Genomic DNA, 25,402 nt, shown 5'->3' on the forward strand with positions numbered 1-25,402 from the left:
GAAAAGATTGTGTAAAATTTGGGTATTTTTTGTACCAAGTATTAAAAAGCTTGTCGCAGGCTGCTGTACTTCTAATTGATATTTTTTAACTGACAAGTTTTGCTCTACGTGTTATGATGCTAGAGGGTATAGGGCAATAGAAGATGTTGTTTCTCTGTACATTAAGCAAAAAATTATCGTATAATAGGTAAAACCGTATAATAAGATTAGGGAATAGGAATGAGATATATTTATGGACAAAAAGAAATTGCACGTTGCACTGTTTTTTGGAGGAAATTCATCGGAGCATGATGTTTCAAAACGTTCGGCACATAATATCTATGATGCAATGGACAAGAACAAGTATGATGTTTCAGTCTTTATGTTTACCAAGGATGGATATCTGTTAGGAAACAAGGATTCAATGCGCATCTTTGATGGCGAGGACGAGGATAAAGTTGTAGCGGAAATTTTGCCAAAAGTCGACTTTACTAATCCTCTGGCCAATATTCAGAATATCTCTGAAGTGAAAGACATTGATGTTTTCTATCCCGTTATCCACGGCAACATGGGTGAAGATGGGACTATTCAAGGACTATTCCGGCTATTGAATAAACCTTGGATTGGAAGTGGGGTAGGATCATCTGCTGTTTCATTCGATAAAGATTGGACCAAGCAGTTGTTGACGCACAATGGTGTGCGCAATACGAAGTATCTTGTAGTAACACCAGAGAATCAAAAAGAATACACATATGAAAAATGCAGCGCAGAATTAGGCAAAACGCTTTTTGTAAAGCCGGCCCGTCAAGGCTCATCTGTTGGTATTTTCAAAGTTGACAACAAGGACGAGTTTGACCGTGCAGTAAAAGATGGATTCCATTATGATTTTAAACTTTTAGTCGAAGAATCAATTGAACATCCGCGTGAAGTTGAGTGCTCTGTTTTAGGTAACCGGGATATCAAGGCATCAAAATTAGGTGCGATTAGAATTCCAGAGACAGATACTTTCTATGACTATAACAATAAATTTGTGGATGCTTCTGGCGTTGTTTTTGATTTACCAGTTGATCTGCCTGAGAAGTTGGCTAAGGAGATCACACAAATGTCACTAGATGCATTTCGTGTGTTAGGTAATCGGGGACTGGCTCGGATGGATTTCCTTGTTGACCAAAACGATGTACCGTATTTTGGAGAGGCTAATACATTGCCAGGATTCACAAACATCTCGTTGTACCACAACTATGGCAAGTTTCAGGGATAAATTACAGCGACTTGATTGACAGATTGATCCAGTTAGCAATTGAAGAGTTCGATGACAATGCCAAGTTGCATTATGATTTTGTTGAACTTGGTGAGGAAAAACTCTCAAAATAGCTTAAGCCGTTTGAATAAGCTGATTTGACTGTATCTGCAATTTACGGTTAAACAAACCAGCCGATCTGGCTATTGAAAAATATTAATTTGTATGATGTGAGCTTTAAATACAGGGGACTGGGTCAAAAATTAATTTTGATCTAGTCCTTTTATGTATGTTATAAGTTAAAAAATTTTCGGTTAGGTTTGTATTGTTTGTAGCAGAAGACTAATTATATTTGTAGTTTCAAGCTAGTATTCAAACTTACTTTTTACTATTTCTAGTCAGGCGACCAGTAAGTTTTTGCTTGAAAATGTAAGTATTTAGCGTATTAATAAGATAATGAAGAAAATAAAGGCTCTTGGGAGGCTCTAAAATGATACAGAGGTGTGATTGGGCAACAACAGGAAGTGAACTCTTGTGTGATTATCATGATAATGAGTGGGGAGAAAAAAACGAAGACGAGCGTGCTGTTTTTGAAATGCTGAGTCTTGAAATTATGCAGGCAGGCTTAAATTGGGACCTAGTCTTGAAGAAAAGGCAAGCCTTCAGAGAGGCCTTTGATGGTTTTGAAATCGAGAAAGTGGCAGTATATGATTCGACAAAAGTCGAGGAACTTAGACATGATGAAGCTATTATTCGAAATCAACGCAAGATACTCGCCATAATCAATAATGCTCAAGCAGCTAGTAAACTAAAAGCTGAAGGGACAGGACTAGCTGAGTTTGTTTGGCAGCTGGCAGATAACAAAGTAATCGTGAATAATTGGAAGCACGCTGAACAGGTTCCATCTAAAACACCTTTTTCACAAGAAGTCGCTGTCAGGTTGCAAAAAAAGGGGTTTAAATTTGTGGGACCGACCATCGTATATTCCTTTTTGCAGGCAATTGGAGTTATCGATGACCATCTGTCTTATTGCTCATTTAAAAAGTAACAGAAGACGAGGATACTCATAATGAGAAGTTGTGATAGTTCACACTTAAACTAATGAGATTGAATGCTGAAACGCATTAATTCGTAAATCATATCTTAAACAAAGTAGGGTCGAGACAATTTTTTTGCCTCGGCCCTACGAAATATACTAATGATGAACTTGCCTAATTGTTATTTGTTTTTGCGCTCTTTATCTTTTTGAAGAACAGGGTTATTTTCCAAGTCAGTTCTAACAACCAAAACATCACACGCAGCTGTACGCGTTACATATTCAGTCACTGAACCAATCAGTAAACGTTCGACCGCATTTAAACCGGTTGCACCGATCATAATCAAATCAGTATTTTCTTCTTCAGGAATTTCTTTTGCAATAATTACTTTTGGTGCGCCGTATTCAATTGAATAGTCGGTGTTTTCTAAACCAGCTTTTTTAGCCTCTGCGACATAACCTTCAATTGTTTTACGTGCAGTATCGGTAATTTGCTCAACCATTGCCGTGTCAAAACTGGAAATATTTTGAAAAGCTCGTGTGTCCACGACATGAACTAAATGCAACTTAGTTTGTGGACCGTTACGTTTAGCAACTTGAACAGCTTTTTTGAAAGCAAGTTCTGCTTCTTTCGATCCATCGACAGGCACAAGAATGTTTTTGTATTGTTGTAACATTGAAATCACCCTTTCTATTTACCACACTTCCATTCTACGTTATTTTAGACTAAAAAAAAAGTGAAAACAATTACATAATAGCATTATTGGAGAAAAATCAATAACATGATTGGGAGTGTTGCAATCACTATAACATCAATGATTAAAACTACTGCGAGAATCCAAGTGGCAAAAAAGAAACCTGTTAGAAAAGTAGCTAGTGCCGCAACAAGAAGTAATATGCCATATATTCTTACGATCACAGACAAAGCATGATTGTTTTCTGGATGAAACATTAAAAAGGTTTTATGATGATGCGTATAGAGATAGTAACCCAAGAAAAAAATGATTCCTGTTAGAAACAGAGTTAGAATATTGACAATGTTCATATGTAAAACTCCTTTAATGATTTGTACTGCATATTGGACTAAAGACTCAGACAATTTAAAAAAGGCTGTAGCCAGATGGAGTCAGAGGCCTGAGCGTTGATTGCTAAATTTAAGAAAAAAGCGTTAGCAGCAAAAGTAGATAATTAGTTCACAAAGTATAGGCTTAAAATAAAGAGGCTGGACCAAAATATAACTCTTGGTCTAACCTCAACAAAGTAAGGATACTTTGAAAATCCGCTTGATGCCGTTAATCGTCTCTGTAGTTGAACCCGCTCTCAAGCAGGTGGTTTTCGTTCAATCAGTTTTTAACTTCCCAAGCAATGCCTAGGCATGTTAGCCGCTGATTATCCCAAAAGCCGTAATTATAGGTGTTCGGTCAACCTTACGTTATGAGACAACGCGTACACCTCAGATTCAACTTTATTCTAGCATAGAGGTAGGTGTTTAGCAATTTTAAGAATTATTGTCCCTATAGGATTTTTTTACCTGTTGCGCCTTTTTTAAGCGCATATATTGTTCCTTCAAAGCTTTCTCGTAACGACCATTTGTTTTAGGCTGATAGTAATATTTGTCAACTAGTTTAGTCGGCAGATACTGCTGTTTTGTCCAATCATGTGGGTAATCGTGCGGGTATTTGTAGTCTATCCCTCTACCAAGCTTGCTTGCTCCAGCATAATGTGCATCTTTAAGATGGGGTGGGACTTCACCGTAATTACCACTGCGAATATCGCTGAGAGCTGCATCGATGGCCGTTATAGCTGAATTAGACTTAGGAGAAAGGCACAGATCAATAACTGCGACAGCCAATGGAATACGTGCTTCCGGCAAGCCAATTTTTTCAGCAGCTATGACAGCCTGTACTGTTTGGGCGGCAACACGCGGATTGGCAAGGCCTATGTCTTCATACGCTATTGTCAACAAACGACGGTTGATGCTTATCAGATCCCCAGATTCAATGAGGCGTCCCATATAATGCAGAGCAGCATCAGCATCAGAACCACGAATTGATTTCTGAAAAGCCGAGATGACATCATAGTGCGCATCACCGTCCTTATCCTGAATCAATGACTTACGTTGAATACATTCTTCAATAACTTGCAGATCAATGATAATTGTACCTTTTTCATTGGGAACAGTGGACTTGGCAGCAAGTTCAAGTCCATTGAGTGCACTGCGCAAGTCGCCGCTTGTTGCACGGCAAAGATGAGTTAGCGCTTCTGAGGTCAATTTGAGTGGCATTTTTCCCAGCCCGTGCTGTTTGTCTATTAAAGCTCTTTTAACGGCATGCGCAATATCCTGCTCACTTAAAGGCTTAACTTCAAAGATTTGTGTGCGGCTTCTAATAGCCGGATTGATCGCAATATATGGATTCTCAGTCGTTGCACCAATCAGAATAATACGGCCATTTTCAAGATGAGGTAAGAGGAAATCCTGTTTGGGCTTGGTTAGACGGTGAATTTCATCCAGCAAAAGGATAACAGTCCCGCTCATTTTGGCTTCTTCGGCCACAACTTCTAGTTCCTTCTTAGAATCTGTAGCAGCATTTAATGTGCGGAAGGCATATTTTGTGGAACCGGCAATTGCACTTGCAATGCTGGTTTTTCCAGTTCCTGGCGGGCCGTAGAGAATCATGGACGATAACAGACGGGCATCAACCATCCTGCGAATTATCTTTCCTGGACCGACGAGGTGCTGTTGTCCGACAACTTCATCAATGGTTTGCGGACGCATACGAAAGGCTAACGGTTGTATCATAATTTCTTCTCCTTTATTAATGCACTTATTATAACATTATCTAAATCAGATTATGACGTGCAAGCATTGAATCTATCTGTACGTTTTTGCCAGATTTGTTATAATTGCTGACAAGGAATAATAATGAAAAGGTGAATAAATATATGCTAGAACTTGATGAAATCGGCAAACAAATTGTCAAAAATAATTTTAGTGCAGCTTTTAATGCAGTTAAATGGCAGGTAAAGAGGACATGGAGAGTTGCCCCCACAGTTTCTGGAAGAGCAGTGGACACTAAGAAAATTAAAGATATCCAATTAAGCAAATGTTGCAAGTACAAGATTGCTGAGAACATAATCAGTCTGCAAAATGACGGCTGGTACAGCAAAGAAAGTCTGCAGAAAAGAATGTTGTTAGATCAATATCTGCTTCAAGAAAATTTGGGGGCTAACAATATTTTGTGGCCTATGAGCGTTGTTGAAAGCGGAACGGAAAAAGTTTTAGGTGGTGTGAAAGTGCGGCTGCAATTGCCTGAAGAGTTGCTGCTTGAACTCTATAAAAGCAAGTTTGAACAGCTTAAGATCGATTACATTGGGTTTCGCAATCAAGTTTATATGAAAATACTGCAGCAATTTGCAAACTATCGCTGGCTGCTGACATACTTAACAGGGGCAACTCCTTTTGGCGAAGGTGCAAATGCAAGTCCAGTTCGTTCGCAAAGCGAATGCTGTTCGATCCCGGTTTTAAAAGCAGCAGATCAGGTAGATTATCGTTCCCTGCAGAGTTATTTGCAAAACAGTCAGTACAGGCAGACAAGAAAAACGGATGGGGTAACAGTCGCTTCTTCGTTTGAGAACGAAGTCGAAATGCTACAAAAAGGGATCCATTACCTAGAGATACCGCATCTTGATTTAGATCCCTTTGCGATTACTGGGATCAGGCCGGAAATCTTAGATTTACTTGAAGCATTAGCAGCGTTTTTCATTGCGACGCCAGGAATCAGGAACGAAGAGATGGCAGCGACTTTGCAAAAAAATAGACAGTTAAATCAGCAAATTGCACATGAAAATCCATTTTCAGCTACTGAGTGCCAATTACAGGCACAAAAAACGTTAAATAAGCTGCAACGTTTTGTACAAGCTGTCGGTCTAGGTGAATTAGAACAATCCTTGGACAAAGCGATCGCATTATCCAAGGCGCCAACTGAAACTCCAAGTGCCAAGCTGCTCAGAGGGCATGCTGGAAGACCAATGACTACAAGTGCGCAGCAGTTGGCTGTGCGTAATGGAACTAGTAATGAAAGTTTACTTGATCATTCCGAATTGAGAATACTTGATGATAACAGTCGTTTGGTTTTATGCGCGGCTTTTAAGCTCGGAGTATCTTATTCGGTTGTTTCTTCACAAGATAAACTGATCAAAGTCGGTAATACTATGCTTGAGTGTGGTATCCAGACCGAAGATAGCAGTGCAGTCATGCAAAAAGTCTGGAGTAATCGACAATTAAGCAAAAAAATAGCTGCAGCTGCTGGATACACGGTTCCCACTCAATGGAATGTGTCCCAAAAAAGTGAGATAGCTAAAGTTTACCAAGAGGTCAAAGGAGCTGCCATAGCGATAAAAAACAACCGCACCTCTGGGACTCATGTTTTTAGAGTACCGCCAACTCAAAAGCTGTTTGCACAGACGGTTAAACAATATCTTACTTTAGCTGCTCCTTGTCTGGTCGAACAAGTGGTGACCGGTGCACCATACACTGCCTTGCTTGTAGGTGGGAAAGTTGTCAGTTTAGTCGAACGCATTCCACAAAATATTGTTGGAAATGGTCGTTCAACAATCAAGCAATTGATCCAAAACAAAGAAAATGAGCGAAAAAAGTTAGGACGATGTTTCGATTTTGGTGAAATACAGAAAAAAAGTTTAGCAGAACAAGGACGCACACTTACAGATGTTTTACCACGAGGAGTCCAACTGTATCTCCGTTATGATGCAAGCACGAAAACAGGTGCTGACTATCTTGAGGTGCGGGCAGAAACAGATGTATCATATTTACAAAGACTAGAAGAGCTTGCTGGTTTGTTGAAGATGAGTTCAGGTAGTCTTGATGTTCTTATTTCGAACATTTATCAACCGCTCGCTTCCGATGCGGAAAAGGGACAGTTTGTTTTCTTAAATGCACATGCGTTTCCACAATTATCAAAACATCAACATACGCTGTTGAAAGAGACACAAGCTATAGCTGAAAGTATTGTAAAAAATGCTGTCAGTCTTAAATGAAAAATAGCTGCAGCTAAAACACTGAAGAAGATGAGGCTGATCTCAGTACGAGAACGCGAATCCAGAGCAGGGTGGAGTTGTAGAATAGTGGCTATAAGTGTTTGGTGCTTAATAAAAAAATGACTTGTGGCACACGTTTATACAGAATAGCAGAAGGGGCTGGGTCAAAGTAACTTTTGACCCAGCCTCCCTTTGCATTCTTAGAGTAAGTGCGGTGATACTAAAGTAAAACAAAAAAGCCAGGTCCGAAGGACTCTGACTTCTAAACAAAAACTGTTTAATTACAGCTTGTTGTAGTATTCAACGATAAGAGCTTCATCAACTTCGCCTTCAAGTTCTTCACGTTCTGGTAAACGAACTAATGAACCTTCCAACTTGTCTTCGTCAAATGAAACAAATTGTGGACGACCAACAATAGCTTCCAAAGCATCCTTGACGATTTGAAGATTTTTTGATTTTTCACGTAATGAAATAACTTGTCCAACTTTGACTTCGTATGAAGGAATGTCAACACGTTTTCCATCAACAGTGATGTGACCATGGTTTACCAATTGACGAGCTTGACGACGAGTTGTAGCCAAACCTAAACGGTAAACAACATTATCTAAGCGACGTTCCAACAAGACCATGAAATTGTCGCCATGACGACCTTCACGAATTTTACCAGCTTTTTGGAATAAGTTAGAGAATTGACGTTCAGAAAGGCCATAAATCATACGTAACTTTTGCTTTTCGCGCAATTGCAAACCATATTCAGATAATTTGCGGCGGTTGTTTTGCCCATGTTCACCTGGTGCATATGGACGGCGAGCTAATTCCTTACCTGTACCGCTGAGTGATATACCAAGACGACGGGAAACTTTCCAACTTGAACCTGTATAACGAGACATAAAAAGATCCTCCAATAATTTATTTTTGGAGTAAAATAATCCGATGTATACTTTGTATTCGTGCATTTCGTTTTGCAATGTTCACTCTTGCAGCCGAAGAGGTACTAACTGACCAATAGAGGCAACGAAATGTTGACGAGCTTACCGCATACTGCTGCATTATTTTACACAAAAACAAGTATAACTGAATTGCTATGATTAGTCAAGCACAGGAAATTTATATTGGAAAGTGCTTAAGCAAAACCTCTGCAAATTCTTGAATGACCAGCTCATCTTCCCTTGTAAAGCGTGCAACACTTGGTGAGTCAATATCAAGCACACCTAGTTTGCGCTCACCCTTTGTCAATGGAATAACAAGTTCGGACATACTTGCTGCATCACAAGCAATGTGGCCGGGAAAATCATGTACATTTCTAACTCGTTGTACCTTTTGTGAGGAGAAGGCCATTCCGCAGACACCCTTGCCAATCTCGATGTGCATGCAAGCGACCTTTCCTTGGAACGGACCAAGAACTAATTCTTTTTTTGATTCATCATAAAGGTAGAAACCAGCCCAGTTAATATCGTGCAAGGATTCAAATAATAAAGCTGAAGCATTAGAAAGATTGGCGATCAGGTTATTTTCAGCCGTCAGCAAAGCATCAAGCTGTTGACTCAACAATGATTTTGCCACTGTTAAAAACCTCCGATTATTGTGATTATTGTTGTATTATCATGTGTAACAATGAGATGTCTATGCTATAATCAAAAATGAGTTACTATACAAATGGTCGGATACAAAATCGAGACACTAACAACTAGAGAGAATCAATGGTGATAATTAGGAGTGTGGGATCGTATGACACTAGTTTTGAGCATAATCGTTATAGTTGCAATAATAGCATATTTCTCTTTTTTTTACATACAACGCAGAAACAGCAAAAGGATAGAGCATATTCAACAGCAGATAAGTGAACTTGTGAATTCACCATTGCATGCAGGAATTGCAAATGCTGAGCAGATAAAGTTAGCAGGTGCAAGTCTGTCAATGTTTGAGGAAACGAAACAAGGCTATCTCTATTTAGTTAATCACCAGTTGCCAGAAATTTCTGAGCATTTAGATGAGATTGCTGAAGCAAATATGCATTATCATTTCTTTCAAGTCGGCTCCGAACTCAAAAACATTGAGCTAAAAATGCAGGATGCTGCAAAATTGGAAGAAAAAACAAAACTTGAAATCAGTGATGTAAAAAAAGATAATCAAGAACATCAGAAAAAATTAAAAGAATTGGAAGAAAAATATCAGGAGCTCCGCAAGACACTGCTAGCCAAGAATTTTTCGTACGGGCCGAGTGTTGATAAGTTGGAAGAAAACTTGGCTCAGATCGAAACGGATTTTGATCATTATGCTGATGTAGCTAATCAGGGAGACTATGTCAGAGCCAATGAGCTGCTAGGTAGTCTTGAAAAGAAGACAGAAGCTTTAGAAAAAGATTTGAAACAGATTCCACCGTTATACAGAAACTTGAAGAACATTTTCCCCGAACAATTGGATGAGATCAGTGCTGGTTACAAGCAATTAACAGAGCAGAAGTATGCGTTTAAGACTGACATCAATAAGAATGTATTGGAGCTCCGTGCATTGTTAGGTCAAAATGTTATTAATTTAAAAAAGCTTGATTTAGTTGAAACAGCTAAAATTGATAAACAGCTTGATACAGGAATAAACGATCTTTATGATGAATTAGAGCAAGAACTGAGTGCCCGAGAGGTCGTTGAAGAGAATGCGCCAGGTTTGAAAAAGTTCATTGAGCATGCTGAAAAGCAACAGCGCGACTTACTGATTGAGCTAGACAGACTTAATCAAAACTATACTTTTAATCATGATGAATTGGAGAATGGACACAAGTTGGAGAAACGCCTTAAAGTTATTGCTGGCCAGTTTAAACAATACCAGGAAAGTGTCGAAAAGGGCGCGGCTGTGTATTCAGAAATTCTGAAACAGCAGAAAAAACAAGCTGCTGACCTAAAGGATATTGAGGAAAAACAGGCAACTATCAGCGATGGTGTTCAGGATCTGTGGCGTGAAGAGCAGGAAGCAAAGGAAGCTCTACTAGAGTTTGACTCTGAGATTCATCGCTTAAAACGAGAAGTAGAAAAATTAAATTTGCCAGGTTTAAATAAAGAGTACTTGGATTATTTTTACAGGGTTAGTGATGAGATTGAAAAACTTGATCAGGACATTAATAGAATTCAGATCAATATGGATGAAATAACAAAGGCAATGATCAATTTGCAGGCAGATATGGATGTGCTAGGTGAGAAGACGAATGATATTATTGCCAGTTCATCACTTGCTGAACTTTTGTTACAATATGCTAATCGTTATCGTGTCCGCTATCCTGAGGTTGCGCATGCCAGTGCTGAAGCATATGAATTGTTCAATCATAAGTTTGACTACGCAGCTAGTTTGGAGAAGATTGCAACGGCGGTGGATAAGGTCGAGCCGGGGGCGTATAAACGAATCGAGGATGAGTACTATGCAACCAATCCAGCCAAAGACTAGGCTACTGCAAGTTCTCTTAACTTGATTTAATAGAATAAGAGTAGTACGAGCGCCAAGCGCTATTTACATTGGAAATTAACTACATGAAGATGAAGCTAAAGCATAGGTCAATAATTGCTTTGGCCTCATTCTTTTGTTAAGTATGCTAGAATTAAAATTGAGTTAATTTTTTTACTAAACTACTTTGCTGGACAGAAATTATAAGTTTGTTTTTTGCTTTTGATGTTGTAAAATGAAGCTCGTATGCATAAAAAATGATAGTTGAATATAAGTATTTTAAAGAGGGATTGGTAATGATATATTTAGACAATAGCGCAACTACGAAGATTGCTCCAGAGGCACTGGAGACATATACAGAAGTAAGTCAAAAGATTTGGGGAAATCCTTCTTCGCTGCATGCATTAGGTGAAAAGGCATATAGTCTGCTTGAACAAGCACGCAAGCAGATCGCAGGTCTGTTGGGTGTCAGACCTGAAGAAATCTTTTTTACAAGTGGCGGAACTGAAGGTGATAATTGGGTACTTAAGGGTACAGCCATTGAAAAGATGGGCTATGGCAAGCACTTGATTACTTCAAGCATTGAACACCCTGCGGTCCTGAATGCGATGGCTCAACTAGAAAAACTTGGTTTTGAGGTTACGTACTTACCTGTTGACAAACATGGGCATGTTTCTGCTGCTGATTTGAAAAAGGCGATTCGACCGGATACGATTTTAGTTTCGATTATGGCAGTTAACAACGAGATCGGTGCAATTCAACCGCTAGACGAGATCGCGGATGTCTTACAAGATTATCCGAAAATTCATTTTCATGTGGATGCTGTCCAAGGAATCGGCAAGGGAATTCAGCCGTTAATTATGAATAAACGAGTTGATTTTGTGACATTTTCAGGGCATAAGTTTCATGCTCCGCGCGGTATCGGTTTTATGTTCAAAAGACATGGTCGGAAGCTTGCTCCTCTAATGAGTGGAGGCGGCCAAGAAAAGAACTTGCGTAGTGGTACTGAAAACCTACCTGCAATTGCTGCAATGGCCAAAGCACTGCGTTTATTGCTGGAGTCTGAAAGTGAAAAAGTCCAGCAACAGCGCAAAATCAAGCAATTCATTTATGACCATATTAGCAAGTTCCCTAAAGTGACGCTGTTTTCAGAGATGAATGCTCAGTTTGCTCCTCATATTCTTTGTTTTACGATCAACGGTGTTAGAGGAGAAACAATTGTTCATGCGTTTGAGGATCAGGGAATTTATATCTCAACAACGAGTGCCTGTTCATCGAAAAAACATGAAATCTCAGGTACACTAAGTTCAATGGCTATTCCTGAGAAGATCGCGACATCTGCGATCAGGGTCAGTCTGGATGAAAATAATACGCTCGCTGAGGCAGAAGAGTTTGTAAAAGTATTTGATGAATTGTATAGTCGTTTTGAAAAGATTAATTCATAATTTTGTTTGAGAGGAAAAAGAACGTGGAATATTCAGAAATAATGGTTCGCTACGGCGAGCTTTCAACAAAGGGCAAAAATCGGCGGAATTTCATTGACCGCTTGGCATACAATGTACGTAAAAACCTGCATCAGTTTCCTGAGCTAGTAGTTAAAGCCCACCGTGATCGGATGCATATTCAGCTTCATGGTGAGGATAGTCAGGCTGTCATGGACAGCTTAAAAAGAGTTTTTGGAATTCAAAATTTTTCACCGTCAATAAAGGTCGAACGCGATATGGAGGCTGTCAAAGAAACAGCTTTAAAGATGGTCAAGGAACAATTTTTTGATGGGATGACTTTTAAAATAAATACACGTCGTTCGGATCATGATTTCGAATACGATACTAACCAAATTAATGATTTTTTAGGAGGATACATTCTAAAAAATATTCCAAAAATTAAGGTCAAAATGAAAGAACCTGATCTGCGTTTAAGGGTTGAGGTGCGCAAAAATGGTATCTTTTTATCTAGCCAAACAATTGATGGTGCAGGAGGAATGCCAGTGGGGACCGCCGGTAAGGGCATGATGATGCTTTCTGGCGGAATTGATTCTCCAGTTGCGGCATATCTCGCAATGAAACGTGGTGTTGAAATTGAAATGGTGCATTTTTTCAGTCCACCATATACAAGTGAACAAGCTCTGAATAAGGCTAAAGAACTTACGGCAAAACTGGCACCTTATGCAGGACACATCAAGTTTATCGAAGTTCCATTTACGGAGATTCAAGAAACAGTTAAACATGATGTACCTTCGGGTTACTTAATGACGGTTCAGCGACGGTTTATGTTGCGGATTGCAGCTTTGCTAGCTCAAAAAAGAAATGGGCTTGCGATCTTTAACGGTGAGTCCCTGGGTCAAGTTGCTTCGCAAACATTGGAAAGCATGCTGGCAATCAATGATGTTACTCCAATGCCTGTCTTACGTCCTGTAGTTTCGATGGATAAGAACGAAATTATTAAGATTGCACAGCAGATTGATACTTTTGACCTATCGATCAAGCCGTTTGAAGATTGCTGTACAATTTTTGCACCACCATCTCCTAAGACGAAGCCGCGTCTTGATAGAGCACGTGATTATGAAGCACGCTTGGACATCGACAGCTTGATCGAGCATGCCATGGCTGGAATAAAAGTTTCGGAGATCAAGGGTGGGGAAACATTCTTAAATCAGCAAGCAGAAGAATTTGCTGAATTACTATGATTTTATCTTGACTAGCTGTTTGAACAACGCTATTATAAGCCCTATAAGCGATGAACAAGAGCATCTGAACGATTGGGCCTGACAGAGAAGAGATAGAAAGTTGAGATATCTCGCAGGCTAAGTTTGGGTGGTAGCTTGTGAGCTGTTGACCTGAAAATTCCAGTAAGGTCGACCGGAACCTGTTCGTTAACATGGAATTAAGTGGGGTTGAAGACCCAATTTAGGTGGTACCACGGCAATGTCGTCCTAGTTTTATTACTAGGGCGTTTTTTGTTGGTTAATTATTTATGAGAGGATGATTTTAATGGCGAAAGAAATTTCAATGTCAACTAAATATGATCCAAAACAAGTTGAACCAGGTCGTTACCAGGCTTGGCTGGATCAGAATTTGTTTAAACCGAGTGGAGATAAAAAAGCCAAGCCGTATTCAATCGTTATCCCACCGCCAAATGTTACTGGGAAACTACATTTAGGTCATGCGTGGGATACAACATTGCAAGACATGATTATTCGGCAGAAAAGGATGCAAGGTTTTGATACTTTGTGGCTTCCAGGAATGGATCATGCGGGGATTGCAACACAGGCGAAAGTTGAAGCACGTCTTGCTGAACAAGGTGTTTCTCGGTATGATTTGGGGCGCGAGAAGTTTATTGATACAGTATGGAAATGGAAAGATGAGTATGCTGACATTATCCACAAGCAGTGGGCTAAGTTAGGGTTATCTCTTGATTATGATCGTGAACGCTTTACTCTTGATGATGGTTTGTCGAAGGCTGTTCGCAAGGTGTTTGTCAAGCTTTATCAAAAGGGCCTTATTTACCGTGGAGAGTATATTATTAACTGGGATCCCAAAGCACGAACAGCACTTTCTGATATTGAGGTTATTCATAAGGATGTTAAGGGCGCTTTTTATCATGTTAAATATCCTTTTGCTGATGATACGACTTTTGCGGGGAAAAAATATATTGAGATTGCAACAACACGTCCTGAAACAATGATGGGTGACGTTGCTGTCGCTGTTCATCCGAGTGACAAGCGTTATAAAGATCTTGTTGGTAAAACACTTGTTCTGCCGTTGCAGGGACGCCATATACCGATTATAGCTGATGAATATGTTGACCCCGAATTTGGGACTGGGATGGTTAAGATTACTCCAGCGCATGATCCTAATGACTTTGGTGTTGGTAATCGCCACGATCTGAAACGCATCAATACGATGAACGAAGACGCTACTATGAATGCGAATGCTGGGAAATACGAGGGACTAGATCGTTTTGAAGCACGTAAGGAAATCGTTAAGGATCTTGAAGATCAAGGATATATGTTGAGAGTCGAGCCAATTGTTCATAGTGTTGGACATTCGGAACGAACTGGGGTTCAAGTGGAGGCACGTCTATCAACGCAATGGTTCGTTAAGATGGAACCACTGGCTGAAGCAGCTTTGGCTAATCAAAAAACGGATGATCCAGTCAAATTTGTTCCAGAACGATTTGAGAATACATTTGAACAATGGATGAACAACATTCACGACTGGGTTATTTCACGTCAATTGTGGTGGGGGCACCAGATCCCTGCTTGGTATCATAAAAAAACCGGCGAAGTATACGTTGGTGAGGAAGCACCAAAAGATATTGAAAACTGGGAACAAGATCCAGATGTGCTGGATACATGGTTCTCAAGTGCCTTATGGCCATTTTCGACGATGGGTTGGCCTGACGAGAATGCAGCCGACTTTAAGCGATACTTCCCGACAGACACACTAGTAACCGGTTATGATATCATCTTCTTCTGGGTATCACGCATGATTTTTCAAAGTGTTGAGTTTACGGAGCGACGTCCGTTCGAACATGTCTTGATTCATGGTTTGATCCGTGATGAACAGGGACGCAAGATGAGTAAATCGCTTGGTAACGGAATTGATCCAATGGATGTGATCGACAAATATGGTGCAGATGCACTGCGTTGGTTCCTTTCAAATGGTTCTGCCCCAGGTCAAGATGTTCGTTTCAGCTACACTAGAATGGACGCAGCATGGAATTTTATTAACAAAATTTGGAATGCCAGCCGCTTTGTCATCATGAATCTGGATGAGGGGACACACGCAGAACTGCCTGAAAAAGCAGCTTGGAAATTGTCCGACAAATGGATTATTAGCCGTTTGAATCACACAATCGCAGAAGTTACTCGTCTGTTTGATAGTTTTGAATTTGGTGAAGCCGGACGGGCTTTGTATAATTTTATCTGGAATGATTTTTGTGACTGGTATATTGAAATGTCTAAGGAAGACTTGAACGGCACAGATCAAACGGCAAAGAAAAACACACAAAACATTTTATGCTTTGTGCTAGATCAAACCTTGCGGCTACTGCATCCAATTATGCCGTTTGTTACCGAAAAAATCTGGTTGTCAATGCCGCATGATGGCTCTTCGTTAGTAACAGCAAGCTATCCGACTACTGACAACGACCATGCCGATCAAAAGGCTGAAGATGAGATGGATAATTTGATTGAATTGATCAAGTCTGTTCGTAATAGCCGTGCTGAAGTCAATGCACCACTTTCAAGTGCAGTTGATATTTTAATTAAGACAAAGGATCAACGAACAAAGAATATTTTTGAGACCAACAAAGAATATATTGAACGTTTCTGCCATCCTAAAAAATTAGAAATTGCTGCAACTGTAGAAGCACCCGCGTTAGCAGTGACATCTGTTATTACTGGAGCAGAAGTTTACTTGCCATTAGCTGATTTAGTGGATCTTAATGAAGAGATCAACCGTCTTCAAAAGGATGTAAAAAAATTAGCGGCTGAAGTTAAACGCGGAGAAAACAAGTTGGGCAACGAGCGTTTTGTGACTAATGCACCAACGGAGATAGTCGAACAAGAACGGGAAAAGTTGAGCGGCTACAAAGAAAAGCTAACGGCTACAAAGGAAAGAATAAAGAAGTTAGAAGAAGAGCTTTAAACAACATATGGTGCTAGATACTGAAAAATCTTGTAGCTTAAAGTGCTGTGGGATTTGTAAGCGGTATGGTATTGGGATGTTTGGAAAAGACGCAAATATTAATTTTTTAATAACGGGGCTGGGTCAAATCATATTTGTCCTGACCTCGTTTGTTTTGCTTAGGTGTGCAAGAAGTTGCCACAAAATGAGAGGTAGGGTAAGAAAATGGGCATCAAAAATTATGAGGAAGCGCTCGCCTTTATCCACGGGAGAACTAAATTTAAAAAAAGTCCGTCTTTAGACAGGATGCGTAAATTCGTAGCTTATTTGGGCCATCCCGAAAAAAAATTTAAAGCAGTACATGTAACAGGAACAAATGGCAAGGGCTCAGCTACTGCTTTTTTGCGAAATCTGTTCATGTCGCAAGGCCTGAGTGTGGGAACCTACACGTCACCTTTTATAGTTAGATTTAATGAGAGAATTTCAATCAGTGGTCAGATGATAACAGATGATGAACTTGTTAGAGTGGCAAATAAAATCAAACCGACTGTTGAACAGTTAGATGAAGAATTGGCAGATCAAGAAGGCGGACCGACAGAATTCGAGTTGGTCACTGCAATCATGTTTGTTTACTTCGCTGAAAAAAAGGTCGATATGGCCGTGATAGAGGTTGGTATCGGTGGAACGTATGACTCAACCAATGTTATAATGCCATTAGTTTCAGTAATAACCACGGTTGCCTTAGATCATGCCAATCTTCTGGCAAGACTCTGCCGGAAATAGCTGCTCATAAGGCAGGAATCATCAAAGAGGGGCGTCCGGTTGTAATTGGAAGGTTGAGTGCAGAGGCAAAAAAAGTTATTGAAGAAACTGCTTGTATGAAGAATGCACAGCTGTATGCGCCGGGGGAAGGGTATCAAACTTCTCCAAGTAAGGCAACCCGTCATTGGGGTGAGGACTTTGAGTATACAGGGTTAGACAGGCGTTTGCCTAAATTACACGAGTCCTTATTAGGGCGTTATCAGATTGATAATGCTGCGGTTGCTCTTACGGCTTCCCTGTTAGTGGCTAAAAAGTTAGGATGGACGGTTCAAAATGCTGAAATCTATAATGCGTTGGCACATACAAATTGGCCTGGAAGATTTGAACTAATTAACCAGGAGCCAATGATCATTCTTGATGGAGCACATAATGAAGCAGCAATGGAAGAGGTAAAACAAACACTCTTGACTCATTTTGAAGGTCAGAGTATCTTTGTGATAATTTCAGTTTTAGCTGATAAGCAGCCGTTGGAAATGCTCAAAACTCTAGCTGCTGTTCCCAACGTCAAGATTGTTGCAACTACCTTTAAGGCTCCACGCAAGATTGCTCAGGTTGCTCCGCTTGTTGAAAATATCAAGCAGCTTGAGTATGAGGAACACTGGCAGCAGGCACTTGTCAAGATTTTGCAACAGATGTCAGCAACAGATGTGTTGTTAATTACAGGGTCGCTTTACTTCATTTCAGAAGTTCGTGGATATTTTACGACGTAAATAAGTGAGCGCTGAGGGGAGAATTCAATGAATTTAGACTTAGTTATTTTTGATATGGATGGTTTAGTTGTTGATTCGGAAAAAGTTTATTTTAAGGCAAATATGCTTGCGGCCGAGGCACTTAAAATGCCTTACTCTTTTGAATACTATCGACAGTACATTGGTGCAGGAACCGAAGAAATGCTGAACAAAATGAGCAATGATTACGGCAGCCAAAAACTTGTCGACGAATTTATTCGGCTGAGTCGTGAAAATGTATATGAGCTGGTTGAGAAAGATGGCTTACCTTTGAAGAAGGGGTTTATGGAATTGAGTGAATATCTGCATGACAGCCATATCAATAAAGCTTTGGCTTCAAGCAACGACAAAAGGGCAATTGATTACTTTTTAGAAAAAGCGCACTTGCAAAAGCAATTTGACTATATCGTGTCTACAGATGATGTTGCGCATGCCAAACCAGCGCCTGATATTTTCAATAAAGCATGGTCAGTTGCAGACGAACCGGATAAGAAAAAAACATTGGTCTTGGAAGATTCTATCAATGGAATCAATGCAGCCATCAGTGCTAATATTCCAGCTATTATGATTCCAGACTTGATTGAGCCGCCTGAACAGTTTAGACAGAAGCCGCTTGCAATTCTGGATGATCTTGCAGCGGTTCGCTCATTTATTCAATAATGGGCAACTTTATCCTACCTGGCGTATTTTACAGCAGGGGGGATTCATAATGGGGTTAACGAACAAAAGTACTGCACAAGAATTATTGCAAAGGGCAAAAAAATTCGGTGCTGAGTGTTTAAGTGACCGCGAACTACTGACTGTGATTTTTGGGAAAAAGATTGGAAGTAAAAAGTTGAACGGCGAGATAATCAACTGGTACGATTACTCCGATCTGCGCCAATTAAAATATTTTTCAGATGAAGAGTGGCGTTGTCTGTTAAAGGACGAAGCGAGCGTTCCCTATGCAAAAGTATTATGCGAATTTTCTGGGCGTCTGGAACGTAGGCCAAAACTGATTCTGGGTAGAATTTATTCCAGCAAAGAGATTGGTGAACAAATGATTGACGAGATTGGGATGTTTGAACAGGAAGTACTAGTTGTTATTCTACTGGATACTAAGAACCAAGTCTTGGCGCGCAAGATAATGTTTAAGGGAACGTTGGATGCGGCAACTGTCCATCCACGAGAAATCTTTAAATTTGCATTGCGTCATTCGGCAGCACGTTTGATGATTGTGCACAATCATCCGAGCGGTGTTACTATGCCTTCAGAAACTGATCTGGATCTGACTAAAAGATTGACTCGGTGCAGTGACATTTTAGGAATAGCCCTACTGGACCATATTATTGTTGGTGCTACGACTTATTTTAGTATGCGAGCAGAAAAAGTGTTGCGCTAAGTAATGTTCGCTTTTTCGTTCCTTCCGTTAATTAAAAAATTATGCTACACTCATTTTAGTTGAATATATAGGAGATGTGCCGCAAAATGCTTATGGGTAAAGTCCATTTTTTTGATAGTGAAAAAGGTTATGGTTTTATTACACCTGATACTGGGAAAGAAGATGTTTTTGTCCATTATACTGCGCTCAAAGTCAGCGGTTACAAAGCTTTGGAGGTCGGACAAGAAGTTAGTTTTATGATTGCAGAAGGTAAACGTGGCCCCCAGGCGGTCAATGTGATCCCACAGGATGAACTATGATTAATAATTAATTAAGAATTATAAATATATGAGCTTTTTTAAAGGATATCTTGTATGCTGAAACACATACTGCAAATTGTCTAAACGATGATGCATAATTATGATATAATACGGGTATTGCGGATTAGAGCATTACTTTATTGAGGCAAACGTGAAGGGATGAAAAAAAGTGTTCGGAATCGGGACGAAAAATATTGGAATCGACTTGGGGACGGCGAATACAATTGTCTATGCTGACGGCAAAGGCATCGTATTACGCGAACCATCAGTCGTGGCTAAAAACACAAAAACAGGTGAGATAGTTTCTGTTGGTTCAGAAGCACGTGCCATGATTGGGCGCACACCTGCTAGCATTGTTGCTATTAGACCAATGAAAGACGGAGTTATTGCTGACTATGATACTACTGTTGCAATGATGAAGTACTACATTGACAAGGCATTAGGTCATAAAACAGGCAAACCATATGTTATGGTTTGTGTTCCTAGCGGTGTTACAGAAGTTGAGAAACGAGCGGTAATTGATGCGACACGTGTTGCAGGCGCAAAGGATGCTTATGTGATTGAGGAACCATTTGCAGCCGCAATTGGTGCAGGTCTACCAGTTATGGATCCTACAGGAAGCATGGTAGTTGATATCGGCGGCGGAACAACTGATGTTGCAACGATTTCTTTGGGTGGAATTGTTTCAAGCCGTTCTATTCGAATGGCTGGTGATAAAATTGATGAATCGATCATTTATTATGTTCGCCAGCACCATAATCTTCTGATTGGTGAAAGAACAGCTGAACAATTGAAGATTGATGTTGCGTCAGCATCTGTTGAACTTGCGGAAGATCTTGATGATCAAACGATTCGCGGACGTGACTTGGTGACAGGTCTACCGAAGACGATCGACATCAAAGCAACAGATGTCGCACAGGCGATTCAGGAAGTTGTTGATGAGATTATTTCAGCAATCAAGGAAACTTTGGAGGAGACTTCCCCAGAGATTGCTGCCGATGTTATTGATCATGGAATTGTGCTTACAGGTGGTGGAGCTCAGCTACGTCACCTAACCGAAGTCATTTCTGAGGCAACGAAAGTTCCCGTATTCATCGCCTCTGAACCTTTGGATTGTGTTGCCGTTGGAACTGGTGAATCATTGAAGAGTATTGATGTAATGAAAAAAAGATAATACAGACGATTAAAGGCGTATCATATTAAGAGGTTGGGATTTAGTCGTCCAGCCTTTTGCTTATGATACGGCTTTCGTTTTTGTGGAGGTAATTATGCAAAGATTTTTCTTTAACAAAAGACTCATTATTGTGTTGGTCGTACTGATAATCAGTTTTGTTTTGATAGCTTTCTCGATCACTGTGCGTAATAATAAAGAAACACCTCCATTGGTCCAGCAAGTTGGAAATGATGCGTCCGGAATAGTTGACCGGGTGGTGGCTTATCCAGTGAATGGAATAAAAGGTGCATTAGGATCTTTTTCAGATCTGATGAATACTTACAGCGAAAACCAACGCTTAAAAGGCCAAGTTGACGGTTTAGCGGCTGAAAAAGTTACGAACCAGAATTTAGAAAAGGAAAACAAAAAGCTTAAAGAGCAACTCAAACTCAACAAAACATTGACTGATTATGAGACGATTTCTGCTTCTGTCTTAACGCGAAGTCCTTCGGCATGGCAAAACCAGGTTGTTATCAGTAAAGGTTCTCTTGCAGGAATCAAGAAAAATGCAGCTGTTATGTCTAAAAAAGGGTTAGTTGGACGTGTCACAGAGGTCAATAAGACTAACAGCAAGGTCGAACTGCTTAGTACAACAAACGATTCTGCTAATCGCTTTGCAACACAGGTGATGACTAAAGATGATAAGGTAGTGAATGGTTTGATTACCGGCTATAATGAAAATTCAAATTATTTGGTGATGGGGCAGATAACCGTTAAAACAGGAATGGAAAAAGGCGACAAGGTTATCACTTCCGGTTTGGGTGGAAATTCACCTAAGGGTTTGTATGTCGGAACAGTTGCTAAAGTTGAAGAAGATGACTATGGTTTGGCTTCAAAAGTTTATGTGAAGCCGGCTGCCGACTTTACAGATCTTGATGTTGTCACTGTTGCAAAAAGAGTTGATTAGAGGATGATGTAAATGCGGATTTCAAGAATGCGGTATTTTTTCCCACTAGGTTTGTTTATTGCCCTTTTTCTTGATGGTGCACTTAGTCAAGTTTTTGCGGGAGCAATGTTTACTCCAACACTTGCAATTGAAAGCAGACTGGTTTTATTGTGGATCGTCATGGCTGTTTGCTTTGGAAAGATCGATCATATTATATTATGGACTGTTTTTGCAGGCTTAGTTTTTGACTTGTATTATACGGGTATTATTGGGGCTTTTGTGGTTATCATGCCATTGATTGTTTATTTGACAAAACTGATGTATAGATTTTTTACACCATCATTTATTGTGGTACTATTAATATATCTGATAGATATAACGGTAGCCACCGTCGTGTTTTATTGGATTAATTTGCTGATAGGGTTCACTAATGTCTCAATGGCTGGATTTATTGGACTATCATTAGGATCGACACTTGCGTACAATTTAGCAGTGTTTGTGTTATTGTATTTTCCTTTACAGCGTTTTTTTGAATCCTTCTCAAGATAAGGGGAGTCTGACTAATGCAGAATGTTGTGTTGAAGGGGTATAAAGATGGCTACGAAATAACCTTGAATTCTGATGCTGATTTTAATGCTATCTTGGCTGAGTTAACTAAGTTATTTGCAGAATTACAGTTGGAGAAAGAAAAAAGCGAAGCGAAGTCAATCTCTTTTGACATCAGCACAGGCACACGTTTGCTGGATGCGGAACAAAAACAACAAGTTGAAAGAATTGTGAGCCGTTATCCTTTGTTTTCAATACATAGATTTACATCGAGTGTGATGCAGATTCAAGATGCGTTAGACATGATCGAAAGCCGCACTGTACATTTGAATGCCAGTACAATCAGAAATGGGCAAGTTGAGAATGTGAATGGCGACGTTCTGTTTGTCGGTGACCTGCATCAGGGGGGAATTTTACGAGCTAGTGGGAACGTCTTTACTTTTGGCAAGAATGAAGGGATTATCCATGCCGGTTACCCGAGCGATGCTGAGGCAATCATCATAGGTAATATCCACGCAAGTCAGCAAGTTCGGATAGCTGATGTTGTTGATATTGTTGAGGAAGATAAGATCAAGGATAGCGCCGAAACAGTTGTTTTTGTGAATGATCTCCATGTCTTGGAATATACTGAACGTGAAAAAGTAAAAATGATCAGGCCAAAATTATTTACGCGGATGGGGGGATATTAATATGGGAAAAGCAATAGTTATTACTTCTGGAAAAGGTGGAGTAGGTAAAACAACAACTTCTGCGAATTTAGGAACAGCACTCGCTTTATCAGATAAAAAGGTGTGTTTACTTGATCTGGATATTGGTTTGCGCAATCTTGATGTTATTCTCGGACTTGATAATCGTATTATTTATGACATTGTCGATGTTGTCCAAGGTCGAGCTAAACTTCACCAAGCGTTGATTAAAGATAAACGCTTTGATGAAAAGCTTTTCTTACTCCCTGCAGCTCAAAATGCGGATAAGTCTGTTTTGAAACCTGAGGAAGTAAAGGACATTGTTGATGAATTAAAACCGGATTTTGATTATGTTTTAATTGACTGTCCTGCCGGAATCGAACAAGGATTTATTAATGCAGTGGCTGGCGCGGATATGGCGATTGTTGTTTCGACGCCGGAGATATCGGCAGTACGTGATGCTGATCGTGTAATTGGTTTGTTGGAGAAACAAGGACTTGAAGAACCACCAATGCTGATTATTAATCGCATTAGAACACATATGATGAATGATGGGGAAGTAATGGATGTTGATGAAATAACGCAGCATCTGTCAATCAAGCTTTTAGGAATCGTTTTTGATGATGATCAGGTTATCAGTACTTCCAATAAAGGCGAGCCGATTGTGTTGAATGAAAAGAATCTTGCTGCACAGGGTTATCGTAACATCGCACGACGTCTGCAAGGTGAGACTGTACCACTTATGAATCTGGATTCTGAAAAAAAGAAGGGTTTTATTCAACGAATCAGTGCATGGTTTAAGAAAAATTAACTGTATTGACAGAATTAGAATTTGGTGTTACTTTTTTTAATAGTTGATTACAGAATAATAACGAGGAACAGAAGAGTAATTTGCAGCTTGAATTAAGAGATTGTTCGGTTGGTGGAAGGACAAGGCGGTTGCACATGAAACACATCTGTGAGTTAGCAAATTGAATTAAGTAGGTTTGTTCGGGGAAGCCGTTATCTTCTGAGTTCTGAAACGAACTTGATGAGGTCAGTTTTGCGAGAAACTGACACAGATGAGGTGGAACCGCGTACTTGACGCCCTCTTAGATGAATAGAGTCTAAGAGGGCGTTTTTTATTTATTATTTATTTGTTGTTTTAAAAAAGGAGTGGTAGTGAAATGTCTTATGTTTTAGCAATACTTCCTTCATTGCTTGAAGGGGCACAATTAACCTTGAAAATATTTTTATGGACCATTATTGGCTCGATTCCATTAGGACTGATAGTTGGTTTGGGACTTACGTCTCGTTTTGTTCCGCTAAAAGCCATTTTAAAATTTTATGTATGGCTGATGCGTGGAACACCGTTATTGTTACAGTTGATTTTTGTGTTTTATGGTTTGCCGCTGATTGGTAATGGAGCTTTTACTTTGGAGCGTTACGATGCAGCTTTATTTGCTTTTATTCTTAATTATACTGCGTATTTTGCTGAAATATTTCGTGGCGGATTGCAATCAATTGATCGTGGTCAATATGAAAGTGCCAAAGTTTTACGTTTGTCATATTGGCAGACAATTCGTAAGGTGGTAACACCCCAGGTCTTAAAAATTGTCTTGCCTTCAATCGGAAATGAAGTAATCAACTTGGTCAAGGATTCAAGTTTGGTATATGTTATTGGTTTGGGTGATCTCCTGCGTGCCGGAAATGTTGCAACAAGTCGTGATGTAACATTGGTTCCTTTGATTCTGGTCGGGGTCATCTATCTTCTAATGACAGCTGTGCTGACATTTATTTTGCGCAAACTTGAACAACATTACAGTTACTGGAAATAAGGGGGGAAATCATATGTTAGAGTTAAAGAATATCTCCAAACAATATAATAAGCGTGTGATTTTAGACCAAGTTAATATGACTGTCAAGAATGGGGAAATCATGTGTATTGTTGGTGCTTCGGGGGCTGGGAAGACAACTTTACTGAGATGTATCAGCGGCCTTGAAAAAATTGATGGTGGACAGATCTTGGTTAATGGTAAAGAATTCGATCCGTATAATAATCAAAGCAATGATTCAGTTATCGGAGTCGTTTTTCAGGAGTATCAGCTTTTTCCGCATTTGAAAGTGCTCGAGAACATCACGCTGGCTCCAACCATGGTTTTGAAGAAGAAGGAAGCCCAAGCCAAAGAAGAAGCAATGAAGCTCTTAACCGGTCTTTCGCTGGCGGACAAAGCTCAGTTGTACCCATACCAACTATCCGGTGGTCAGAAGCAACGTGTGGCAATCGCACGTGCGTTGGCAATGAAGCCACAGATCCTTTGTTATGATGAACCTACATCAGCCTTAGATCCAGGTCTGCGCGATACAGTTAAGAATATTATCTTGGAACTCAAGAAAAGCAAAATGACACAAATTATTGTGACCCATGATATGGAATTTGCACAACAAATTGCTGACCGTATTCTAAAAGTTGAACCTATACGCAGCTAA

At 39.9% G+C, this 25,402-nt stretch carries 21 protein-coding genes, 1 other RNA gene, 2 pseudogenes and 2 other annotated features; of the genes and pseudogenes, 18 read left to right on the plus strand and 6 right to left on the minus strand.

Features of this window, described 5'->3' with window-relative positions; all coding sequences use genetic code 11:
* Positions 1 to 232: 232 nt before the first annotated feature.
* Together JCM15457_RS04515 and JCM15457_RS04520 are read left to right on the plus strand one after the other, a co-directional pair.
* Positions 233 to 1,353: pseudogene (locus JCM15457_RS04515) on the plus strand (D-alanine--D-alanine ligase family protein).
* A gap of 356 nt (positions 1,354 to 1,709) precedes the next feature.
* Positions 1,710 to 2,267: a DNA-3-methyladenine glycosylase I gene (locus tag JCM15457_RS04520; protein WP_034988078.1), complete on the plus strand. Its 558-nt coding sequence runs from the start codon at positions 1,710 to 1,712 to the stop codon at positions 2,265 to 2,267.
* 170 nt (positions 2,268 to 2,437) lie between these two features.
* On the opposite strand, the gene JCM15457_RS04525 is transcribed toward JCM15457_RS04520, so the two are convergent.
* The 4 genes from JCM15457_RS04525 to JCM15457_RS04535 form a co-directional block, all read right to left on the minus strand.
* Positions 2,438 to 2,932 carry a universal stress protein gene (locus JCM15457_RS04525; RefSeq protein WP_034988080.1) on the minus strand — a complete coding sequence of 165 codons (495 nt, stop codon included), beginning with the start codon at positions 2,930 to 2,932 and terminating at the stop codon, positions 2,438 to 2,440.
* An 83-nt stretch (positions 2,933 to 3,015) separates the two neighbouring features.
* Complete coding sequence (locus JCM15457_RS04530; RefSeq protein WP_051993285.1) at positions 3,016 to 3,300, minus strand: hypothetical protein; 285 nt, start codon at positions 3,298 to 3,300, stop codon at positions 3,016 to 3,018.
* A gap of 227 nt (positions 3,301 to 3,527) precedes the next feature.
* Positions 3,528 to 3,718: non-coding RNA, 6S RNA (ssrS, locus tag JCM15457_RS11900), on the minus strand.
* Positions 3,719 to 3,753: 35 nt separating this feature from the next.
* Entirely contained in the window at positions 3,754 to 5,052 is a 1,299-nt protein-coding gene (locus tag JCM15457_RS04535; RefSeq protein ID WP_034988335.1) for a replication-associated recombination protein A, read from the minus strand.
* 146 nt (positions 5,053 to 5,198) lie between these two features.
* On the opposite strand from JCM15457_RS04535, the gene JCM15457_RS04540 reads away from it, so the two are divergent.
* On the plus strand, positions 5,199 to 7,310 hold the full coding sequence (locus tag JCM15457_RS04540) for a hypothetical protein (RefSeq protein WP_034988082.1): 2,112 nt from the start codon (positions 5,199 to 5,201) through the stop codon (positions 7,308 to 7,310).
* Positions 7,311 to 7,591: 281 nt separating this feature from the next.
* Here the strand turns inward: JCM15457_RS04540 and rpsD are convergent, their stop codons facing one another.
* Together rpsD and JCM15457_RS04550 are read right to left on the minus strand one after the other, a co-directional pair.
* Positions 7,592 to 8,200: a 30S ribosomal protein S4 gene (rpsD, locus tag JCM15457_RS04545; RefSeq protein ID WP_034988085.1), complete on the minus strand. Its 609-nt coding sequence runs from the start codon at positions 8,198 to 8,200 to the stop codon at positions 7,592 to 7,594.
* A gap of 217 nt (positions 8,201 to 8,417) precedes the next feature.
* A complete protein-coding gene (locus JCM15457_RS04550) occupies positions 8,418 to 8,873 on the minus strand; it encodes a free L-methionine (R)-S-oxide reductase MsrC (protein ID WP_034988089.1) in 456 nt (151 codons plus the stop codon).
* Between the two features lie 165 nt (positions 8,874 to 9,038).
* Here JCM15457_RS04550 and ezrA point away from each other — a divergent pair, with 165 nt between their 5' ends.
* The 15 genes and pseudogenes from ezrA (at position 9,039) to JCM15457_RS04625 (ending at position 25,402) form a co-directional block, all read left to right on the plus strand.
* The gene (ezrA, locus tag JCM15457_RS04555; protein ID WP_034988090.1) at positions 9,039 to 10,745 is read left to right on the plus strand and encodes a septation ring formation regulator EzrA; all 1,707 of its coding nucleotides are present in this window, start codon (positions 9,039 to 9,041) and stop codon (positions 10,743 to 10,745) included.
* Between the two features lie 293 nt (positions 10,746 to 11,038).
* Complete coding sequence (locus JCM15457_RS04560) at positions 11,039 to 12,187, plus strand: cysteine desulfurase family protein (protein ID WP_034988093.1); 1,149 nt, start codon at positions 11,039 to 11,041, stop codon at positions 12,185 to 12,187.
* Positions 12,188 to 12,210: 23 nt separating this feature from the next.
* On the plus strand, positions 12,211 to 13,428 hold the full coding sequence (gene thiI / locus JCM15457_RS04565) for a tRNA uracil 4-sulfurtransferase ThiI (protein WP_034988096.1): 1,218 nt from the start codon (positions 12,211 to 12,213) through the stop codon (positions 13,426 to 13,428).
* Positions 13,429 to 13,469: 41 nt separating this feature from the next.
* Positions 13,470 to 13,680 (plus strand) — a binding site (T-box leader).
* A 52-nt stretch (positions 13,681 to 13,732) separates the two neighbouring features.
* Positions 13,733 to 16,393, plus strand: coding sequence for a valine--tRNA ligase (locus tag JCM15457_RS04570; RefSeq protein WP_034988098.1), 2,661 nt, complete (start codon positions 13,733 to 13,735; stop codon positions 16,391 to 16,393).
* 204 nt (positions 16,394 to 16,597) lie between these two features.
* Positions 16,598 to 17,904: pseudogene (locus JCM15457_RS04575) on the plus strand (bifunctional folylpolyglutamate synthase/dihydrofolate synthase).
* Between the two features lie 27 nt (positions 17,905 to 17,931).
* Positions 17,932 to 18,582 carry an HAD family hydrolase gene (locus tag JCM15457_RS04580; protein WP_034988100.1) on the plus strand — a complete coding sequence of 217 codons (651 nt, stop codon included), beginning with the start codon at positions 17,932 to 17,934 and terminating at the stop codon, positions 18,580 to 18,582.
* Between the two features lie 49 nt (positions 18,583 to 18,631).
* Positions 18,632 to 19,303 (plus strand): RadC family protein, encoded by a 672-nt coding sequence (gene radC / locus JCM15457_RS04585; protein WP_034988102.1) that lies wholly within the window; start codon positions 18,632 to 18,634, stop codon positions 19,301 to 19,303.
* Between the two features lie 86 nt (positions 19,304 to 19,389).
* Positions 19,390 to 19,602, plus strand: a complete 213-nt coding sequence (locus JCM15457_RS04590) for a cold-shock protein (RefSeq protein ID WP_034988104.1) — start codon at positions 19,390 to 19,392, stop codon at positions 19,600 to 19,602.
* Between the two features lie 169 nt (positions 19,603 to 19,771).
* Positions 19,772 to 20,776 carry a rod shape-determining protein gene (locus tag JCM15457_RS04595; protein WP_034988106.1) on the plus strand — a complete coding sequence of 335 codons (1,005 nt, stop codon included), beginning with the start codon at positions 19,772 to 19,774 and terminating at the stop codon, positions 20,774 to 20,776.
* Positions 20,777 to 20,870: 94 nt separating this feature from the next.
* Positions 20,871 to 21,722: a rod shape-determining protein MreC gene (gene mreC / locus JCM15457_RS04600; RefSeq protein WP_034988108.1), complete on the plus strand. Its 852-nt coding sequence runs from the start codon at positions 20,871 to 20,873 to the stop codon at positions 21,720 to 21,722.
* 12 nt (positions 21,723 to 21,734) lie between these two features.
* The gene (gene mreD, locus JCM15457_RS04605; RefSeq protein WP_034988110.1) at positions 21,735 to 22,250 is read left to right on the plus strand and encodes a rod shape-determining protein MreD; all 516 of its coding nucleotides are present in this window, start codon (positions 21,735 to 21,737) and stop codon (positions 22,248 to 22,250) included.
* A 14-nt stretch (positions 22,251 to 22,264) separates the two neighbouring features.
* On the plus strand, positions 22,265 to 22,936 hold the full coding sequence (locus tag JCM15457_RS04610; RefSeq protein WP_034988112.1) for a septum site-determining protein MinC: 672 nt from the start codon (positions 22,265 to 22,267) through the stop codon (positions 22,934 to 22,936).
* Between the two features lies 1 nt (position 22,937).
* On the plus strand, positions 22,938 to 23,744 hold the full coding sequence (gene minD / locus JCM15457_RS04615) for a septum site-determining protein MinD (RefSeq protein ID WP_034988113.1): 807 nt from the start codon (positions 22,938 to 22,940) through the stop codon (positions 23,742 to 23,744).
* A 54-nt stretch (positions 23,745 to 23,798) separates the two neighbouring features.
* Positions 23,799 to 24,027: a binding site (T-box leader), on the plus strand.
* Positions 24,028 to 24,099: 72 nt separating this feature from the next.
* Entirely contained in the window at positions 24,100 to 24,750 is a 651-nt protein-coding gene (locus JCM15457_RS04620) for an amino acid ABC transporter permease (RefSeq protein WP_034988115.1), read from the plus strand.
* A 13-nt stretch (positions 24,751 to 24,763) separates the two neighbouring features.
* Positions 24,764 to 25,402: an amino acid ABC transporter ATP-binding protein gene (locus JCM15457_RS04625; protein WP_034988118.1), complete on the plus strand. Its 639-nt coding sequence runs from the start codon at positions 24,764 to 24,766 to the stop codon at positions 25,400 to 25,402.

Origin of the sequence: Liquorilactobacillus sucicola DSM 21376 = JCM 15457 (assembly GCF_000612445.1) — a bacterium.
Lineage (GTDB): Bacteria > Bacillota > Bacilli > Lactobacillales > Lactobacillaceae > Liquorilactobacillus > Liquorilactobacillus sucicola.

Bases quoted from the DNA above. Each gene is read 5' to 3' on its own strand.
- JCM15457_RS04520 (WP_034988078.1), top strand. From the start codon at position 1,710: ATGATACAGAGGTGTGATTGGGCAACAACAGGAAGTGAACTCTTGTGT.
- JCM15457_RS04525 (WP_034988080.1), bottom strand. From the start codon at position 2,932: ATGTTACAACAATACAAAAACATTCTTGTGCCTGTCGATGGATCGAAA.
- JCM15457_RS04530 (WP_051993285.1), bottom strand. From the start codon at position 3,300: ATGAACATTGTCAATATTCTAACTCTGTTTCTAACAGGAATCATTTTT.
- JCM15457_RS04540 (WP_034988082.1), top strand. From the start codon at position 5,199: ATGCTAGAACTTGATGAAATCGGCAAACAAATTGTCAAAAATAATTTT.
- rpsD (WP_034988085.1), bottom strand. From the start codon at position 8,200: ATGTCTCGTTATACAGGTTCAAGTTGGAAAGTTTCCCGTCGTCTTGGT.
- ezrA (WP_034988090.1), top strand. From the start codon at position 9,039: ATGACACTAGTTTTGAGCATAATCGTTATAGTTGCAATAATAGCATAT.
- JCM15457_RS04560 (WP_034988093.1), top strand. From the start codon at position 11,039: ATGATATATTTAGACAATAGCGCAACTACGAAGATTGCTCCAGAGGCA.
- JCM15457_RS04570 (WP_034988098.1), top strand. From the start codon at position 13,733: ATGGCGAAAGAAATTTCAATGTCAACTAAATATGATCCAAAACAAGTT.
- JCM15457_RS04580 (WP_034988100.1), top strand. From the start codon at position 17,932: ATGAATTTAGACTTAGTTATTTTTGATATGGATGGTTTAGTTGTTGAT.
- radC (WP_034988102.1), top strand. From the start codon at position 18,632: ATGGGGTTAACGAACAAAAGTACTGCACAAGAATTATTGCAAAGGGCA.
- JCM15457_RS04590 (WP_034988104.1), top strand. From the start codon at position 19,390: ATGCTTATGGGTAAAGTCCATTTTTTTGATAGTGAAAAAGGTTATGGT.
- mreC (WP_034988108.1), top strand. From the start codon at position 20,871: ATGCAAAGATTTTTCTTTAACAAAAGACTCATTATTGTGTTGGTCGTA.
- mreD (WP_034988110.1), top strand. From the start codon at position 21,735: ATGCGGATTTCAAGAATGCGGTATTTTTTCCCACTAGGTTTGTTTATT.
- JCM15457_RS04610 (WP_034988112.1), top strand. From the start codon at position 22,265: ATGCAGAATGTTGTGTTGAAGGGGTATAAAGATGGCTACGAAATAACC.
- minD (WP_034988113.1), top strand. From the start codon at position 22,938: ATGGGAAAAGCAATAGTTATTACTTCTGGAAAAGGTGGAGTAGGTAAA.
- JCM15457_RS04620 (WP_034988115.1), top strand. From the start codon at position 24,100: ATGTCTTATGTTTTAGCAATACTTCCTTCATTGCTTGAAGGGGCACAA.
- JCM15457_RS04625 (WP_034988118.1), top strand. From the start codon at position 24,764: ATGTTAGAGTTAAAGAATATCTCCAAACAATATAATAAGCGTGTGATT.